Genomic DNA, 16,982 nt, shown 5'->3' with positions numbered 1-16,982 from the left:
TCACGGCCGAGGGCTACTCCTCGTCGCCGTCCGCGCGCTCCCGCCACCCGGTCGCCTCGTCGATTCTAGCGAACGCCTCGCGCTCCGCCGGTCCGCCGCACCGCTCGACCACGTCCGCGAAGTACCGCAGCCGATCGAGGAGCTCGGCCGTGTCGAACTCCGGTACGTCAAGCCGCGAGGCCGCCACCGTCGCGTCGACGACCGCTCCGAACCCGCGGTTGATCGTCGGAACGCGCTCTCTCACGACCGCCTGTTCGACCGGGTCGAGCGCCCACGTCCGGACCGTGGTGTCGCCCTCGGTCTCGCGTCCGATCTCCTCGACCGTCACCTCGACCCACGCGTCGGCGGTCGGGAGCACCGGCTCGTCGACCTCGTGGACCGTCAGCGCGGCGTCGACGAACGTCCGCGGGTCGGGCGCGAACTGCACGACGCCGCCGCCGCGCTCCGCGAAGTTCCGCCACGTCCGGGTGCGACCGTACGTCCGCGCCGTGACGGGGTCGCTCGGGTCGTCCGGCGCGTGAAGCCCGAGCGCCGCGACGTTCCAGCGGTCGTTCGGTCCGAGCGTCGTCACGACCGACTCGGTGACGCCCCGGAGGGCGACGGGCCAACCGGGGGGCGTGACGGCGTCGGAGCCGTCGCGGTCGGTCCCGCTCACGGCGCCACCTCCGCCCCCCGCCGGAGGACGACGTACAGCGCGGCGCAGGTGAGGTCGGCGGTCGTCCCGGGGTTGATCCCCTCGTCGACGAACGCGGTCGCCAACCCCTCCGCGGCGTCGAGGTCGGCGCCGTGGACCGCCGCCGCGTCGATCCCGTCGACGCCGGCGAGCGCGTCGGGTGTCTCGCCCGGCCCGCCGAGCAGCGCGGCCGCGCGCTCGCTGGCCGCGCGCGCCGCATCCGGGCCGCGGTTCGCCGCGACCAGGGTGTCGGGTTCGGCCGCGAGCAGCCCGAGGAACGCCCGGGCCGCGCGGTCGGTCAGGGGACCCTCGTCGCTCCGGATCCACTCGGCCGCGCGGAACGCCCGCGGGAACCCCTCGACCCACTCCCGCGCGTTGCGGTCGGGGACGCGGTCGGGATCGGACGGGTCCGCGGAGAGCGCCATCACGTCCCGCAAGGTCGCGCCTCGCTCGCGCAGCGCCGGAGCCGCGTCGCTTCCGCGTCGCACGTCGAGATCGGCGGCGTCCGCGGGTGGGTCTCCGACCGCGACGTCGACGTGCTCGAACGCGCGGTAGAACGCGACGGCGTCGTCGACGGTCGTCGCTCGGACCGCGCGATCGACCGCTTCCGGGGAGGGCGCCCCGCCGGGCTCCGCGCGATCGACCGTCGCTCGCATCAGCGGGACGAGCAGGAGCAGACAGCCGAACTGGGTGTTCGTCCCGGCCCGCGACGCCATCCCCGCGACGCCGCGCTCGAAGGCGCGGCCGATCCCCGTCTCCTCGTCCACGGCCGGTTCGAGGCCCTCGCGGGCGCCCACCGCCCCGCCGAGGAACGCCTCGAACCGGAGGTCGTCGAGGTCCCGGTGTCGGTCGACGTTGCCCGGTTTGGGGGTTCCGGCCACCTCCAGCAGCAGCGCGAGGGTCGCGTCGTCGACGGGGCTCGACATCACGGCGGCGCCTCCGGTGCGACCCCCGAGCCCCCCGCGAGCAGTTCTCCCTCCCGCCACGCCGCCACCGCGTCGGCGACCCGGGAGAGGGATGGCGGGAGTTTGCTGGGCCGGCCGACGCTCACGGCGTCGGCGCCGTACGCGGCGTACTCCGCGACGGTCTCCCGCCCGCGAACGCCGTTGTTGGCGATCACGGTGAGGTCGTCGCGGGGGCGGTGGGGCTCGCCGGCGTCGCCCGCGTCGCGCTCCCGCCCGGCGGTCAGATCCGAGATGACTCCTTCGGAGTCCATCGCGTCGACGTGGAGCCAGTCGGCGCCCGCGTCGGCGACCGCGTCCGCGACGGCGACGAGGTCGACGCCGGGGACCTCGGCGCGGACCTTCACGCTCGTCGCCGCGCCGGTCTCGGCGGCCGCGGCCACGTACGCGGCCAGTCGGTCGGCGTCCCGGAGCAGCGACTCGCCGCACCCGACCGCGCGCAGTTCGGGCTGTCGGCAGTGCGCGTTCACCTCGCAGACCGCGCCGCGCTCGGCGCAGACCGCCGCCGCCTCGCGAACCGGAGCGAGGGTCGCGCTCCGGACGTTGACGCCGGGGCGCAGGGGGGCGTCGGCGAGCCGGCCGAGCTGGCGGTCGATCCACGCGACCGGGTCCGCGGGGAGGAACTCCGAGCGGTCGCGGGCGACGAGATCGCGCGCCGCGGACCGGCTCGCCGGGTCGAGCGCGATCCCCCCGAGGATCGCGGCGTCGACGTGCGGGGCCGCGGCCCGCGCCCAGTCGGCGTCGGCCGCGCCGCTGAGGCTGGCCGCGGCGAGGAACGGGTCGCCGCCGGACGCGGGGTCGCTCACGAGACCGCCCCCAGCGCGCGCTCACAGGCACGCGAGACGCGCTCTGCGTCGTCTTCGTCGTCGATGCGGGTGTCGGTGCGCTCGACGTGCAGGTCGGGGTGCCGGTCGCGCAGGTCGGTGCCGTCCGCGTCGTCGAGGACGAACGCGTCCGCGAACGGGTACGCGTCGGCGACGCCCGCGGTCGAGGGCTCGCGACCGACGCCCGCCATCAGGTCGGCGGCGGGCCCGGAGAACACCTCCTCGCCGACGAACGGGGAGACGGCGACCACCGGGGTCGCCGACAGCGCGGCCTCGACGCCCGGGAGCGCCAGCATCGGACCGACGCTCGTCACGGGGTTCGAGGGGCCGATAACGACCGGATCGGTGAGGGCCTCCAGGACCGCATTCGTCGGCTCTGCGTCGTCCGCGCCCCGGAACTCCACGTCCGCGACCGCTGGCTCGCCCCGGCGCGCGACCCAGTACTCTTGGAAGTGGATCGTCTCGCCCGCCTCGGTGTGGATCAGCGTCGCGACCGGGTCGTCGGACATCGGGAGGAGGTCGACGTCGAGGTCGAACGCGTCCCCGAGGGTCCGGACCGCCTCGGTGAGCGACCTCCCCTCGTCGAGCAGGCTCGTGCGCGCGACGTGGACCGCGCGGTCGCGGTCGCCGATCTCCATGAACTCGCCGACGCCCGAGAAGCGCCGCCAGCGGGCGATCTCGCGGCCCGCCGTCTGCGCCTCGTCGTCGAGGTAGCGGGGGCCCGTTTCGAGCCCGACCTCGTCGGCGAGCCGGCGGAGCTCCTCGTGAGTCGCCGTCGTGTCGTCCGCGATCCCCCACCACGTCTCGCGGTCGAGGACGCCGCCGCCGGCGAACAGCACGGTGTCGACGTCGGGACAGACGAGGTGGCCGCCGAGCTCGACGTCGTCGCCCGTGTTGGCGACGACCGCGACCTCCGCGGGGTCCCACACGCGGGTCGCCCCGTCGAGGAGCTTCGGCGTCCCCGTACCGCCGGCGAGGAACGTGACCATACCGGCGCAAGGCGGCGGGCGGATTTGTATCCTCGCCTCCGCGAGCGACGAGGCCGATCGGGGTGGACGCAGCGGATTCGTTTATAACTGATCGGCGATGCCCAGCCGATCTTTCCGGGTGGCGCGCCCCGGCGAGCGGCCCGCAGGGCCGCGAGCCGACGGCGCGAGGGAGTCGGTCGCCCGGAGCAACGCGGAGGGCGACCGACGAGGCTGGGGAGGTGTGAGGCTGCGGTGCTGTGCGGGGCGGGACTCAAAGGGGTAGTCGCGATTTTCGCGAGCGAAGCGAGCGGAAAAACGGGAGACGGAGTCTCCCGGAAGGACGAAGACGGGCGACGCAAGGACCACAGAGAGCGAGCAACGCGAGCGACCGAGGACCGCAGCGAGCCCATCGAGTCCTCGCGACTGGGGCTTTGGACGTGTTCGCCGTCGAGTCACCGATCGCGTATAGCCGAGCGGCTGGGGCTTCGGAAGTGGTCATCGCGGTGTTGGTCGTTTATACACGATCGACCAGCACACCATCGTCTACTTATAAGCGATGCTCGTCTGCATCCCGTCGGTGTTGAACGCGCTCCCGGCGCCCTCCTCCCCGAGAACGATCACGCCGGCGCCCGACCCGGTGATCGCCTCGAACTCGTCGATCGCCCTGTCGGCCGCCTCCTGCGCCCCAATTCCGTCTTCGAGATACCCCACCGCCCGCCGCGAGAGCGTGACGCGCGCGATGTCCTCGCCGGCGCCCGTCGCGCTCGCGCCGCCGGCCGGGGTACAGAAGAAGCCCGACCCGACCTGCGGCACGTCGCCGACGCGCCCCGCGAGCGCGAACGACCGCCCGCCGGTGGAGGTCGCCGCCGCGAACGTCTCGCCGTCGGTCGCGACCGCGCCGACCGTGTCGTGGTCGGGGGCGGTGTCTTTCTCGCCCGTTCCCCCCGCCTGATCCTCGCCCGAGCCGAACCGCGTCGCGAGCCAGTCGAGGTGCTCGCGGGGACCGCCCCGCGGCGGGTCCTCCTCCTCGTACCGCTCCCGGTTCTCGTCGGTGAGCAGGTCGACGCCCGTCTCGATCCCGAACTCGTCGGCGAGGTCGACCGCGTGTTCGCCGGAGACGAAGACGTGGGGCGTCTCCGAGTGGACGACGCGGGCGACGCTCGCCGCGCGCTCGACGCCGGGCATCGAGCAGGCCGCGCCGATCTCGCGGTCCGAAGTCATCACGCCCGCGTCGGTGCGGACGACCCCGTCGGACTGGACCGCGCCGCCGACGCCGGCGTTAAAGCGCGGGTCGGATTCGAGGACGCCGAGCGCCGCCTCGACCGCGCCGAGGGTCGTGTCGGCGTCGACGCCGCGGCGGGTCGCCTCGTCGAGCGTCGCCTGTCTGGGAGCCGGCTCGTCCGGGATCCCCCCGGCGCCGCCGTGAGCGATGACGCGCATAGGCGAGGATCGCCATGGCGTCCCAATAAGCGCCCGGAAAGCGGTGGGGTCGGTCCGTCCTCGGCCTTTCACTTCCTCCCGCCGCAAGACCTATCCACGCCGCTCGGGGAATCCCACCATCGTGGCCGAACGCCGGGATGACGCCGAATCCGCCGCCGACTCCGGAACCGGTGTCGAGATGCCGGACTCCCCGTCCGAGCCCTCGCTCACCGACCGCCTCCGCGCGGCGCTCCGGCGCCGGATCGGAATCGACCCGCGAGCGCTCGCGGCGTTCCGTATCGCGCTCGGCGTCGTGCTCCTCGTCGACCTCGCGCTGCGCGCCCGGAACCTGACGGCGTTCTACACCGACGCCGGCGTGCTCCCCCGATCGCTGCTCGCGGAGTCGTATCCCCTCGCTCGCTTCTCGTTGCACGCGCTCTCGGGCGACGCGTGGGCTGTCGGCCTGCTGTTCCTCCTCGCCGCGCTCGCCGCCGCCGCGCTCGCGATCGGCTACCGGACCCGACTCGCGGCGGCGGCCTCGCTGGTCCTGCTCGCGTCGCTGCAGGCGCGGAACCCGTTCGTGCTCAACGCCGGCGACACGCTGCTCTGGCAGGCGCTCGGGGCGGGCCTGCTGTGTCCCCTCGGCGCGCGTTGGTCGGTGGACGCCGTTCGGAGGCGGGGTGCCGCGCTGGAAGGCCGATCCCCGACCGGGCGCTCCCGGTTCGCCGGTCCCGCCTCGGCCCTCCTGCTGGCCGTCGTCCTCTCGGTCTACGTCTCGAACGCGGTCGTGAAGCTCCGCGGCGAGGCGTGGCCCGCTGGCGAGGCGGTCGAGACCGTCTTCCGGCTCACGTACCTCCACGGCCCGCTCGGGGGTCTGGTGCCCGAAAGTCCGGCGCTGCTCGCGGCCGCGACCTACGGCTGGCTCGCGCTGCTCGTCGCGTCGCCGCTGCTCGTCGCGGCAGCCGGGCGGATTCGGACGGCGCTCGCCGGCACCCTCGTCGTCGCGCACCTCTCGATGGCGTTCACGCTCCAGATCGGCGTCTTCTCCGCGGTGTCGGCGACCGCGCTTCTTCCCTTCCTCCCGCCGTTCGTCTGGGACCGAGCCGAGTCGCTGGCCGCCCCGGCGATCGGGCGATTCCGGTCGGCGGTCGAGCGGCGCGCCACGTCCCCGGGCGTCGGATCGGCCGCAACGAGTCGCAGACTGCTCCCCGCCCGAGCCGCCCGAGCCGCCCGAGCCGTCCGAGACCCCGCCCTCTCCGCCGTCGCCGCGGTCCTCCTCGTCTCGCTGCTCGCGTGGACCGCGATGGGGCTCGGGGTCGTCGACGCGCCCGAGCCCGTCGCGGCGGTGTCCGACCCAGCCGAGAGCGACTGGGACATGTTCGCGCCGGAGCCGCCGTCGGCCGACGACCTCGTGCTCGCGACGGCGACGACCGCCGACGGCGACCGGATCGACGCGCTGTACGGCGACCCGATCGCGGCCGACCGTCCGCCCTCGGACGCCCGAGGCTATCCCACCGCCCGCTGGCGGAAGCACTTCTCCCTGCTGCCGGCCGACGACGCCGACCGCGTCGACGCGACGCTCGCGCACCTCTGTGGCCGCGCGGCGGGATTCTCCGGTACGGAGACGGAATCGGTAACGGTCTCGTCGGTCGAGGTCGACGTCTCCGGGAGCGGCGGGGTCCGGGTTCGGACGGTCGGCGCGCGAGAGTGTCGCGAGGGGAGCGACCGGAAGGCCGACTTGATCGCTTCTGACTGGGCGCTCACACTTCTGACTGACCACTTATGGGTCCTCCACGCGAAGCTGGCGACGTGACCAGCACGGACCAGGACCGCCCGCCGACCTCCGTCCTCCTCCCGACCGTGCGCTGGACCGACGCCTGCGACGAGGTGGCCGGACAGCTCGGCGAGCGGGACGAGCTGCTCGTGATCTGTGACACCGGCGGCGATCCGGTCGCCGAACGTCGCGGGACGACGCCGGACGGCGTCCGTATCGTCCTCGCCGGCGAGCCCGAGGGCTGCTCCGGGAAGGCGAACGCCATCGCCGCGGGGATGGGGGCGGCCGACCACGACCGGATCGTCTGGACCGACGACGACTTCGCCCACCCGGACGGCTGGCTCGCGACGCTCAATGCCGACTACGAGCGACAGGGCCCGACGACGGAGATTCCCGTTTTCGTCGGGAGAGATCCCCTCGCTCGGCTGTTCGAGCCCGCGTACGCGCTCGGCGGGACCGCGGCGGTGTCCGCGGGCGAGATTGCCTGGGGCGGCGCGGTCGTCTTCGAGCGCGACGACTTCCGGCACGGAGAGGACGCGTTCCTCGCGGACCTCCGCCGGACCGTCAGCGACGACGGGACCCTCACGGAACACGTCGACGTGACGGCCGCGGACCGGACGCGGACCGTCCCGTGCGGCGGCTCTCTCCGCGGATCGCTGGAGCGGTTCGTTCGGTTCCTCCACATCGTGCGGTTCCACGCCCCCCGCGCGGCCGCGTTCGACGTCGCTTTCGCGGTCGCGTTCGCCGCGCTGTGCCTGTTCGCACCGGTGGTTGGCGTGGCGCTCGCCACCGCCGTCTCGGCCGCCGTCTACGCCCGGTTCGGAGTCCGCCGGGCGACGTTCCTGCTCGCCGGTCCGGCAGTGATCGTCTTGCCGCTGTTCCTCGCGTACGCGCTGGCGCGCCGGACGTTCGTCTGGGGCGGGCGGCGCTACCGGTGGCGGTCGCTGTTCGACGTGGAGGTGCTCCCCGTGTGAGGGCGCGTTTCCGGTGCGTCCGGCTCCCGCGTAAGTCCGGCAACATCCGCCGATTCCGGGGGATCTGGCGGCCAGCGGCAAAGCGGCAGGCACTTTACGCGGGTCCGACAACGCAGGGACGTTCATGAGCTACGACAAGGTCGACGTCCCCGACGACGGTGAGGCGATCACGCTCGCCGACGAGGAGACCGGCGAGCTGAACGTTCCCGAGAACCCGATCATCCCGATCATTCACGGCGACGGGATCGGCACCGACGTCGGACCGGCCGCCCAGAAGGTACTGGACGCGGCCGCGGAGGCGACCGGCCGCTCCATCGCGTGGATGCGCGTCTACGCCGGCGAGAGCGCCCGGGAGAAGTACGACGAGAACCTCCCCGAGGACACCGTCTCGGCGATCCGCAGCCACCGCGTCGCGATCAAGGGCCCGCTGACGACGCCCGTCGGCGCCGGCTTCCGCTCGCTGAACGTCGCGCTCCGGCAAACGCTCGACATGTACGCGAACGTCCGCCCGACCTACCACCTCGACGGCGTGCCGTCGCCTGTCAAGAACCCCGAGGCGATGGACATGATCACCTTCCGTGAGAACACGGAGGACGTGTACGCCGGCATCGAGTGGGAGGCCGGCACCGACGAGGTCGAGGAGGTACGCGACTTCCTCGAGGACGACATGGAGGTCGCCGACGTGATCCACGACGGCCCCGTCGGCATCGGCATCAAGCCCATCTCCGAGTTCGGCTCGAAGCGCCTCATCCGCGAGGCGATCGACTACGCGCTCGAAAACGACCGCGACTCGGTCACCCTCGTCCACAAGGGCAACATCATGAAGTTCACCGAGGGCGCCTTCCGCGACTGGGGCTACGAGGTCGCCGAGGAGGAGTACGGCGAGGACGTGATCACCGAGGACGAGCTGTGGGACGAGTACGACGGCGAGCGGCCCGAGGGCACCGTCGTCGTCAAGGACCGCATCGCGGACAACATGCTCCAGCAGCTGTTGACCCGGACGGACGAGTACTCCGTCATCGCGACGATGAACCTCAACGGCGACTACATGTCCGACGCCGCCGGCGCGCAGATCGGTGGTCTCGGTATCGCGCCCGGCGCCAACTTCGGGCACGGTCGCTGTCTCGCCGAGCCGGTCCACGGCTCCGCGCCCAAGTACGCCGGCGAGGACAAGGTGAACCCCACCGCGATGATCCTCTCCGGACGCGAGATGCTCGACTACCTCGGCTGGTCCGACGCCGCCGATCTCGTGCGCGACGCCGTCGAGGAGACCATCTCGTCCGGCAAGGTCACCTACGACCTCCACCGGCAGATCGAGGGCGGCGAGAAGCTCGCGACGAGCGAGTTCGCGGACGCCGTCGTCGAGCAGATCGACGAACTCGCCTAAGCGAGCGTTCGGGCGCCCGGAAAACCGCCCGAATCAGGCGCTTCGACCGGGTGAAATCTCATCGAGAGTGCACATTGTTAATTATTATTAACTGCATTATGTCTTCATACTAATATGTTCTCGATTACTGTGTAGATGAGAAGATCCGTCTGCGATATCCTCAGATATATATACTCGTGTTCTCATTTGCGTAACGTATGTCATCACACCGAACACGACGTAGATTCCTTGAAGCGACAGGCGTCGCTAGCGTGGTCGCACTCGCCGGCTGTAGCGGAAACGGCGGCGACGGCGGCGACGGCGGCGACGGCGGCGACGGCGGCGACGGGAGCGACGGCTCCGACGGCGGAGACGGGATGGACGGCTCCGACGGGTCCGACGGCAGCGACGGCGGCGACACCGCAAGCCGACTGAGCTGGCACGCTGGCGGTACCGGTGGCACGTACTACCCGCTCTCGAACGAGATCAAGACCATCGTCGAGGCGAACACGGACTTCTCGCTGAACGTCCAGTCGACGGGCGCGAGCGTCGAGAACGTCGGGAGCCTCGCGGACTCGTCCGCGGACTTCGCGCTCATCCAGAACGACATCGCGTACTTTGCGAAGAACGGGACCGGGATCGAGACGTTCCAGGACAACGCGATCGACAACCTCCAGGGCGTCGCGACGCTGTACCCCGAGACGATCACGGTCGTCACCCTGGAAGACTCCGGAATTGAGACCCTGAGCGACCTCAGCGGCGCGACGATCAACACCGGGGACCTCGGTTCCGGGACCCAGGTCAACGCGAACCAGATCCTCGAAGCGGTCGGGATCACCGACTACAACGAGCAGAACGCCGGGTTCTCGCAGGCCTCCGAGCAGCTCGCGAACGGCGACATCGACGCCGCGTTCGTCGTCGGCGGCTGGCCCGTCGGCGCCATCGAAGACCTCGCGAACACGAACGACGTCAACATCGTTCCCATCGCGGGCGATAACCGCGCGGCCGTCAAGGACGCCGCCTCGTGGTTCGCCGACGACACCATCCCCGCCGGCACGTACACCGGCATCGACGAGGCCGTCGAGACCGTCGCGGTGCAGGCGATGATCGCCACGCACTCGGGCGTGCCCGCCGACACCGTCGAGACGGTGACGGCGGCCCTCTTCGACAACCTCGGCGAGCTGTCGATCAAGACGGACTTCATCACCGCCGACAGCGCGCAGGACGGGATGTCGATCGAGCTTCACGAGGGAGCGGCGGCGTACTTCGACGCCTGATCGGCGGCGATCGATCCGCACTGACGCACCGTTTCGCGCCCGCGCCTCGACCGCGAGACGCGGCGCACCTGCATCCCGCTCGATGCCGCAATACTCACTATCACACCCAACTAGCTATACGTGGTGACACGTCACACGCTCTCACGAGACCGTCTTGCCCCGGCGCTGGCGGTGGTAGCGATCGCGCTGGTCGTGGCGCTCGCCGGCGTCGCCGTCGCTGCGCCGACCGGGCAGGTCCTCGTCGTCGAGGACATCGACACGGGCGAACGCTACGTAACGCAACCCGTCGACGACGGAAGCACGGTCGCGCTGGAGTACACCCACAGCGTCGAGAAGACGCCCGTGTACGACAAGTACCGCGTGGAGGGCGACGCCCTCGTAAACACGCGCATGGAGTTCGAGTCGTACGGCTGGGGGCTTCCGTCGAGGGTGAACGTGACGAACGTCAACGGGACCTTCGTGTACGATCCGCCGGGACCGATCACGACGCTCGAAGCGCTTTCGGTCTCACCCGGCCGAATCGCGAACCACACCCTCGTCGTTGAGGACCAGCAGTATGACTTGGTTGCAGAGACGAACGCCACCGACGTTCGCATTCACGTCGAGCACCGGACGCTAACGGACGTATTCCAATGAGCACGAACAACGCACAACCCGGCGGAGACGAGGAGATTTCCAGAGAAGAGGCCGAGGAGATCATCGACGAGATCGAGCGCCGGCGGTCGCTACAGGGACTCGCCGCCCTCGCCGTCGCCGTGATCGGGATCTGCTTTTCGCTGTTCCAGCTGGCGCTCGCGGCGCGGAGCTTCACGTTCGTGATCCCCCTCCCGTTCGTCGAGGGCTTTCAGGTGTCGTTACAGCTGCTGCAGGCGAACGCGATCCACGTCGCGTTCGCGCTCGTGCTCACGTTCCTGATGTTCCCCGCCAGCATGGGGGACGGGTTCGTCTCGCGGAACTTGGGTCGCTTCGTCGACGCGGTCGAGGACGCGTTCGGGTCCGACAACCCGGTCGCGACCGCGTTCGACGGGCTTCGTGGTGCGTTCCGCTGGATGTTCCTGGATCCCGATCGGAGCCGCGTTACCCCCTTCGACGTGCTCTGTATGATCGCCTCCGGGCTCTCCGCGTTCTACTTCCTGACGGAGTTCTCGGAGATCCAGGACATGCGCTTTTTCGGCCTCGAAGGCGGGCGCCCGATCACGGGCGTCTACCCCTTCCTCGAACCGATCCTCGGTGGGGTTCCGTTCGTCAGCGAGTACTCGTACGCGATGATTCTCGGCGTTCTCGGCGTCCTTCTGGTGCTCGAAGCCACTCGTCGGACGCTCGGGCTTCCGCTCATGCTCATCGTCGCCAGCTTCATCGTCTACGCCCGGTGGGGCTACCTGATAAGCGGCAACACGCCGTTCCTCGGCCTGCTCGCGATCCCGGAACTGACCTGGCCGGATATCGTCCAGAACCTCTGGTACAACACGGAAAACGGGGTGTTCGGTATTCCGGTTACCGTCTCCGTCAGCTTCATCTACATCTTCATCCTCTTCGGGTCGTTCCTGGAGATGAGCGGCGCGGGCCAGTGGTTCATCGACCTCGCGTACGCCGTCACCGGCCACCGGAAGGGCGGCCCCGCGAAGGCGAGTATCCTCGCGAGCGGCTTCATGGGGACCATCTCGGGCTCGTCGATCGCGAACACGGTCACCACGGGCGCGTTCACGATACCGCTCATGAAGCGATCGGGGTACTCGCCCGAGTTCTCCGGCGCGGTCGAGGCCTCGGCCTCCTCCGGCGGACAGATCCTCCCGCCGGTGATGGGGGCGGCGGCGTTTCTCATGGTCCAGTACACCGGCACGCCGTTCCGAGAGATCATCATCCTCTCGACCGTTCCCGCCGTCGTCTTCTTCTTCGGCGTCTGGGTGATGGTCCACCTCAAGGCGGTCCAGGAGGGTATCGGGGGGATCGACGACGCGGATTCCGAGTCGCTCGCCACGCACCTGGCGCGCGGCTGGTTCTACCTCGTGCCGATCGTGCTCCTCCTCTACTACCTCATCGGTGCGCGGCTCTCGGTGTCTCGATCCGCCTGGTTCACGCTCGTGGCGCTGGTTTCGCTGATCACGTTTATCGCGGCGTACAGCGACGAAACCCGGACGTTCCTCCTCAGTTCGATCGCGGTGATCTTCGGCGTCGAGCTAGCGACCTACGTCGTCGCTGGCGTTCCGGTTAGCGGATTGGTTGGCGGGAACGCCGGCGCGGGGGTCCCGCTCGCGGAGGCGGTCGCGATCGTCGGTCCGCGGATCGGCTGGTACGCGATGCTCGCCGGCGCGGTGACAATGCTCGTGTACTCGGACGTCCAGTCCAAGGTGCTCGACCTCAATCCCACCGTCCAGAGCGCGGCCGAATCGGCCGGCTCGACGGCCGGACGAGACGTCGGCGACAATCAGCTGTTCCGGGTCGGCACGTTCGTCGTCAAGTCGATGGAGGAGGGCGCGCGAACGGCCGTCCCGGTCGTCGTCGCGGTCGCGGCCGCCGGGATCATCCCTGGCGTCATCAGCGTCTCCGGGCTCGGTCCGAACCTCACCTCCCTCCTCTTGGCGCTCTCCGGGGGGTCGATCGTCGTCATGCTGCTCGTGACGGCCGTCGCGAGCATCATCCTCGGGATGGGGATGCCGACGACGGTCACCTACATCATCCTCATCTCGATGCTGGCGACGCCGCTCGTCGAGTTCGGTATCCCGGAGCTGGCCGCACACCTGTTCATCCTCTACTTCGGCGTCATCGCCGACATCACGCCGCCGGTGGCCGTGGCGGCGTACGCCGCGAGCGGCGTCGCCAAGTCGGACCCGTTCGAGACCGGGGTGAAGGCGTTCTCGCTGTCGCTGAACAAGGCGATCGTTCCCTTCGCGTTCGTGCTCGCGCCGGGGATCGTCCTGTTGCGCGAGAAGGCGAACGCCGCCGATCTCCCGCTCCGCGACCGATACCGCGTGGTCAACTTCAGCGACCTCGCGGAGCTGTCGTACTCGGTTCCCGAGATCCTCGTCCCCATCGTCGGGGTCTTCCTCGGCGTGATCGCGCTCGGCGCCACCATCATCGGGACGCTGTACGCCCGCGTCGACCGATTCGGCCGGGTCGCGTTCGCGCTCAGCTCCCTGCTTCTGATGGCGCCGGGAATGCTCTCCACGGCCGTCTTCGACGCGCTGGCGCTCGTCGACGTGACCGTCTCCGTCAACGCGCTCCTGCTTGACGTGACCCTGCGCGGCGTCGGGTTGGTTCTGTTCGTGTTGTTCACGCTCCGGAACCGACGGAAGTTCGACGCCGAGGGCGGCGAAGCGACGGGAACCGACGGGACGACGCGATCGACCCAAACCGCCGCCGGGTCGGAGTCGACCTGATCGGCGCTCTCGGTTCGAGCGGAATTTTTGGCCGTCAGTTCGGACTCGATCCCCTCCGGTGACGCCGGGGACCCACCGCAGTCAGCGTGTCTCGGGAACGGAGCCGGAGACCTCGTTCGCCGCCGCGCTCACCCCAACCGCTCGTCGAGGATGAGCCGCGTCTTCGTCGACTTGACCTCGTCCATCTCCCTCGCCTGGGAGATAAGCTCGTTCACCGCGCGCGTGTCGACGGCGTCGACGACGAGCACGATGTCGTCCTCGCCGGAGACCTGCCAGACGAAGTCCACCTCCTCCCAGTCGACCATCCGCTCGCCGACGGCGGCGGTGTCGACGTTCATCTCCACCGAGATCTCGATCATCGCCTTCACGTTGCCGGTGCGGGTCGTGACTGTGAACCGCTCGATGATCCCCTCGTCGGTCATGCGGTCGACGCGGTTGCGCACCGTCCCCTCCGAGGTGCCCACGCGGTCCGCGATCTCCGTGTAGGGGGTTCGCGCGTCCCGTCGCAGTATCGAGAGGATCCGGCGATCGAGGTCGTCCATATCCGTCTGTTTCACCCGGTCGACTTACTCGTTACGAATATCGTAACGAAGCTACGAACGACGCATTTATTACCCTTTGCGCGTACGTATCTCGTAATGTCGGACGCCTACATCGCGCTGGCCGACGGACGCGTGCTCGAAGCGCGCGCTCGTGCGCCGGGGCGCACCCGTGGCGAACTGGTGTTCACGACCGCGTACACAGGCTACGAGGAGTCGCTCACCGACCCCTCCTACGCCGAACAGATTCTCACCTTCTCGTACCCCTTGATCGGGAACTACGGCGTCCGAAGCGAACGATTCGAGTCGGAGTCGGTCCAGCCGCGCGCGGCGATCGCCCGCGAGCTGACCGACGACGTCGCCGAGTGGCTCGCCGACGAGGACGTGCCCGCCGTCGACCACGTCGACACCCGCGAGATCGTCACGACCGTCCGTGAGGAGGGCGCGATGGCCTGCGGGATCGCCGCCGGCCCGGACGCGACCCCCGAGGACGCGGTCGAGGAGATGGAGGCGTGCAAGCCGATGAGCGACCACGTCGACATCGGCGCGCAGGTCTCCGTCACGGAGCCGACCGTCCACGAGGGCGGCGGCGACGCCGACGTGGCCCTGCTCGACTGCGGCGCGAAGGGCTCGATCATCTCCTCGCTCACCGAGCGCGGCGCGGACGTCCACGTCCTCCCGTACGACGCGACCCCCGAGGACGTGGCCGACGTGGACCCCGACGTGCTGTTCGTCTCGAACGGCCCGGGCGACCCGGAGAACTTCGTCGCTGCGCAGGAGGTCGTCGACGCCGTCGCCGGCGACCTGCCGATGGCCGGCATCTGCCTCGGCCAGCAGGTGATCACGAGCGCGCTCGGCGGCTCGACCGAGAAGATGGCGTTCGGTCACCGCGGCGTCAACCAGCCCGTCAAGGACCTCCGCACCGACAAGGTCGTGATGACCACCCAGAACCACGGCTACACGGTCGACGACACCGGTCCGCTGGAGGTGACGCAGGTGAACGTCAACGACGACACCGTCGAGGGGCTCGACAGCGATGCCCTCGACGTCATCACTCGCCAGTACCACCCCGAAGCGAACCCCGGCCCGCACGACTCGCTCGGCTTCTTCGACGAGGTGCTGGAGCTGGCACGATCGGCGCCGTCAGTCGCGGCCGACTGACGCCGCCTTCGGCGCCCCGCGAAGTACCAATTTCCGCGAACCACTCGTCCCGCTCTCCGAGCCCTCTCGCTGACCACCCGAGTACCATCCGGCCGACGTCCGCGGTCCCTTCTCACCCCTTTCACGCCCGCCCGACGCCCGCGGTCCCTTCTCACCCCTTTCACGCCCGCCCGTCGCTCGCGGTCCGTCCGCGACCGGCGACGTTTTCCCCCGCCCCTTCGCAGGGACACTCATGACGACGGAGATCCTCCTCACCAACGACGACGGTATCGATTCCGTCGGGATCCGGGCGCTGTCCGACGCGCTCTCGCACGACTACGAGGTGACGGTGGTCGCGCCCGAGAGCAACCAGTCCGGCGTCGGCGGCGCGCGCTCGTGGTGGGACACGACGGTTGAGTACGCCGAGACCGACCTCGGCTACGCGGTCGAGGGGACCCCCGCCGACTGCGTCGCCGTCGCGGACGTGGCGCTCGGGCTCGACCCCGACGCCGTCGTCTCCGGCTGTAACCACGGGCCGAACATCGGCGCGCACATCCTCGGGCAGTCCGGGACGGTCGGCGCCGCGATGGAGGCGTCGTTTCTCGGCACCCCGGCGATCGCGGTGTCGCTGTACGACCGGGGCAACCTCCCCGTCCCGCCGACGCTCGACAACGACGACTTCGCGGTCGCGGGCGAGGTCGTCGCCGACCTGCTCGACCGCGCCGAGACCGCGAGCGATGGCGACGGAGACGACGGCCTCTCCCTCCCGTTCGGGGCGGACGTGCTGAACGTCAATGTCCCCGCGGCCGACGACGAGGCGGCCACGGACCCGACCTACCGACTGACCGAGCCCGCGCGCGGCTTCGACGTGATCGAGTTCCGGCCGGGGGAGGACGGTCCGGAGGACGAGAACGTCCCCGAGGGCTGGGAGTTCGGCGAGCGGCGTGGGGAGATGGGGATGGAGCTCCGCGACCGCTTCTGGCGGGAGTTCCTCCGCGGCGACGTTCCGGACGACCCCGGATCGGACCGGCTCGCGGCCGTCGAGGGCGAGGTGAGCATCTCGCCGCTGTCGTCGTCGCGGTCGGTCGCGAGCGACCGCGCCGGCGAGGTCGTCGAGGGCCCGGCGGCACCCGAGTCGGCGGCCTCACGGGTCGAACAGGACTGACCGGGAAGACCCCTCCGCGGTTACGCCGTCTCAGCGCCGTCGGCCCGACCGACGCGACCCGCCGGTGAACTCCTTGCCCAACCGTCCGAGATACCACACGACGAGCAGACCCAGGGCCGTCCCGCCGGCGAGCGCCGCGAGCAGTTCGATCGGAGAGGGGCCGAACTGGAGCGCGATGAGCGGCGGTGACACCGCCACGATGCAGAGGATGACGGCCTTTATCCGCCGGTTTCCGGCGTCGCGCTCCGCCTCCGACATGGGTCCTACCACGTCGACCACCCCGCGGTCCGCGCTCGGCGTCCGATCGCTCCCGTGTCCATGGGCGACCCACGGCTCGCCCCGATATCAACCCGGCGGAGCCGGTCGGGCGTCGGTGTTATTCGAGAACTATCCGCACACCTCTGTCTTCGCATCCCAATAAAGATATCGACCGTTCGCGGCGGTACCGCCGTCTCACGTCGTGAACGGTCTCGGCCGTTTAACTTCGTCCGCGCGCAGGTGTCACGTGCCCCTACCCGCGCGGA

The 16,982-nt window shown here is 70.3% G+C and carries 15 protein-coding genes; 8 read left to right on the top strand and 7 right to left on the bottom strand.

Annotated elements, in window-relative coordinates; translation table 11 throughout:
* Positions 1-13: 13 nt before the first annotated feature.
* The 5 genes from C471_RS05755 to C471_RS05735 all read right to left on the bottom strand — a co-directional run bounded on the left by C471_RS05755 (position 14) and on the right by C471_RS05735 (position 4,867).
* Positions 14-655, bottom strand: coding sequence for a DUF447 domain-containing protein (locus C471_RS05755; protein ID WP_004047104.1), 642 nt, complete (start codon positions 653-655; stop codon positions 14-16).
* A complete protein-coding gene (locus C471_RS05750; RefSeq protein WP_004047103.1) occupies positions 652-1,599 on the bottom strand; it encodes a triphosphoribosyl-dephospho-CoA synthase in 948 nt (315 codons plus the stop codon). Before C471_RS05750 ends, C471_RS05755 begins: the two co-directional genes overlap by 4 nt.
* On the bottom strand, positions 1,599-2,441 hold the full coding sequence (locus C471_RS05745; RefSeq protein ID WP_004047102.1) for a tRNA-dihydrouridine synthase: 843 nt from the start codon (positions 2,439-2,441) through the stop codon (positions 1,599-1,601). Before C471_RS05745 ends, C471_RS05750 begins: the two co-directional genes overlap by 1 nt.
* The gene (cofD, locus tag C471_RS05740) at positions 2,438-3,448 is read right to left on the bottom strand and encodes a 2-phospho-L-lactate transferase (protein ID WP_004047101.1); all 1,011 of its coding nucleotides are present in this window, start codon (positions 3,446-3,448) and stop codon (positions 2,438-2,440) included. Before cofD ends, C471_RS05745 begins: the two co-directional genes overlap by 4 nt.
* A 522-nt stretch (positions 3,449-3,970) precedes the next feature.
* Positions 3,971-4,867 carry an isoaspartyl peptidase/L-asparaginase gene (locus tag C471_RS05735; protein WP_004047100.1) on the bottom strand — a complete coding sequence of 299 codons (897 nt, stop codon included), beginning with the start codon at positions 4,865-4,867 and terminating at the stop codon, positions 3,971-3,973.
* A gap of 121 nt (positions 4,868-4,988) precedes the next feature.
* Here C471_RS05735 and C471_RS05730 point away from each other — a divergent pair, with 121 nt between their 5' ends.
* The 6 genes from C471_RS05730 (at position 4,989) to C471_RS05705 (ending at position 13,614) form a co-directional block, all read left to right on the top strand.
* A complete protein-coding gene (locus C471_RS05730) occupies positions 4,989-6,659 on the top strand; it encodes an HTTM domain-containing protein (protein WP_004047099.1) in 1,671 nt (556 codons plus the stop codon).
* Positions 6,629-7,594, top strand: coding sequence for a glycosyltransferase (locus tag C471_RS05725; protein WP_049909010.1), 966 nt, complete (start codon positions 6,629-6,631; stop codon positions 7,592-7,594). The genes C471_RS05730 and C471_RS05725 overlap by 31 nt, the downstream gene beginning before the upstream one ends.
* Positions 7,595-7,718: 124 nt before the next feature.
* Positions 7,719-8,981, top strand: coding sequence for an isocitrate dehydrogenase (NADP(+)) (gene icd, locus C471_RS05720; RefSeq protein ID WP_004047097.1), 1,263 nt, complete (start codon positions 7,719-7,721; stop codon positions 8,979-8,981).
* 197 nt (positions 8,982-9,178) lie between these two features.
* Complete coding sequence (locus C471_RS05715) at positions 9,179-10,237, top strand: TAXI family TRAP transporter solute-binding subunit (RefSeq protein WP_049909009.1); 1,059 nt, start codon at positions 9,179-9,181, stop codon at positions 10,235-10,237.
* Positions 10,238-10,408: 171 nt separating this feature from the next.
* Positions 10,409-10,873 (top strand): DUF1850 domain-containing protein, encoded by a 465-nt coding sequence (locus C471_RS05710; protein ID WP_193366113.1) that lies wholly within the window; start codon positions 10,409-10,411, stop codon positions 10,871-10,873.
* Positions 10,870-13,614, top strand: coding sequence for a TRAP transporter permease (locus C471_RS05705; RefSeq protein ID WP_004047094.1), 2,745 nt, complete (start codon positions 10,870-10,872; stop codon positions 13,612-13,614). The genes C471_RS05710 and C471_RS05705 overlap by 4 nt, the downstream gene beginning before the upstream one ends.
* A gap of 128 nt (positions 13,615-13,742) precedes the next feature.
* Here the strand turns inward: C471_RS05705 and C471_RS05700 are convergent, their stop codons facing one another.
* A complete protein-coding gene (locus C471_RS05700; protein ID WP_004047093.1) occupies positions 13,743-14,156 on the bottom strand; it encodes an Lrp/AsnC family transcriptional regulator in 414 nt (137 codons plus the stop codon).
* A gap of 96 nt (positions 14,157-14,252) precedes the next feature.
* Between C471_RS05700 and carA the strand changes: the two genes are divergently transcribed.
* Complete coding sequence (carA, locus tag C471_RS05695; RefSeq protein WP_004047092.1) at positions 14,253-15,314, top strand: glutamine-hydrolyzing carbamoyl-phosphate synthase small subunit; 1,062 nt, start codon at positions 14,253-14,255, stop codon at positions 15,312-15,314.
* A 232-nt stretch (positions 15,315-15,546) separates the two neighbouring features.
* Entirely contained in the window at positions 15,547-16,458 is a 912-nt protein-coding gene (surE, locus tag C471_RS05690) for a 5'/3'-nucleotidase SurE (RefSeq protein WP_004047091.1), read from the top strand.
* A 30-nt stretch (positions 16,459-16,488) separates the two neighbouring features.
* Here surE and C471_RS05685 read toward each other — a convergent pair whose 3' ends face one another.
* On the bottom strand, positions 16,489-16,716 hold the full coding sequence (locus C471_RS05685; protein ID WP_004047090.1) for a hypothetical protein: 228 nt from the start codon (positions 16,714-16,716) through the stop codon (positions 16,489-16,491).
* Positions 16,717-16,982 lie beyond the last annotated feature (266 nt).

This window comes from Halorubrum saccharovorum DSM 1137 (assembly GCF_000337915.1).
In the GTDB taxonomy this organism is placed as follows: domain Archaea; phylum Halobacteriota; class Halobacteria; order Halobacteriales; family Haloferacaceae; genus Halorubrum; species Halorubrum saccharovorum.
This window is presented reverse-complemented; position numbering and strand designations above follow the sequence as displayed.

Coding starts and splice junctions, on each gene's coding strand:
- C471_RS05750 (WP_004047103.1), bottom strand. CDS start 1,599: ATGTCGAGCCCCGTCGACGACGCGACCCTCGCGCTGCTGCTGGAGGTG.
- cofD (WP_004047101.1), bottom strand. CDS start 3,448: ATGGTCACGTTCCTCGCCGGCGGTACGGGGACGCCGAAGCTCCTCGAC.
- C471_RS05735 (WP_004047100.1), bottom strand. CDS start 4,867: ATGCGCGTCATCGCTCACGGCGGCGCCGGGGGGATCCCGGACGAGCCG.
- C471_RS05725 (WP_049909010.1), top strand. CDS start 6,629: ATGGGTCCTCCACGCGAAGCTGGCGACGTGACCAGCACGGACCAGGAC.
- icd (WP_004047097.1), top strand. CDS start 7,719: ATGAGCTACGACAAGGTCGACGTCCCCGACGACGGTGAGGCGATCACG.
- C471_RS05715 (WP_049909009.1), top strand. CDS start 9,179: ATGTCATCACACCGAACACGACGTAGATTCCTTGAAGCGACAGGCGTC.
- C471_RS05705 (WP_004047094.1), top strand. CDS start 10,870: ATGAGCACGAACAACGCACAACCCGGCGGAGACGAGGAGATTTCCAGA.
- C471_RS05700 (WP_004047093.1), bottom strand. CDS start 14,156: ATGGACGACCTCGATCGCCGGATCCTCTCGATACTGCGACGGGACGCG.
- carA (WP_004047092.1), top strand. CDS start 14,253: ATGTCGGACGCCTACATCGCGCTGGCCGACGGACGCGTGCTCGAAGCG.
- surE (WP_004047091.1), top strand. CDS start 15,547: ATGACGACGGAGATCCTCCTCACCAACGACGACGGTATCGATTCCGTC.
- C471_RS05685 (WP_004047090.1), bottom strand. CDS start 16,716: ATGTCGGAGGCGGAGCGCGACGCCGGAAACCGGCGGATAAAGGCCGTC.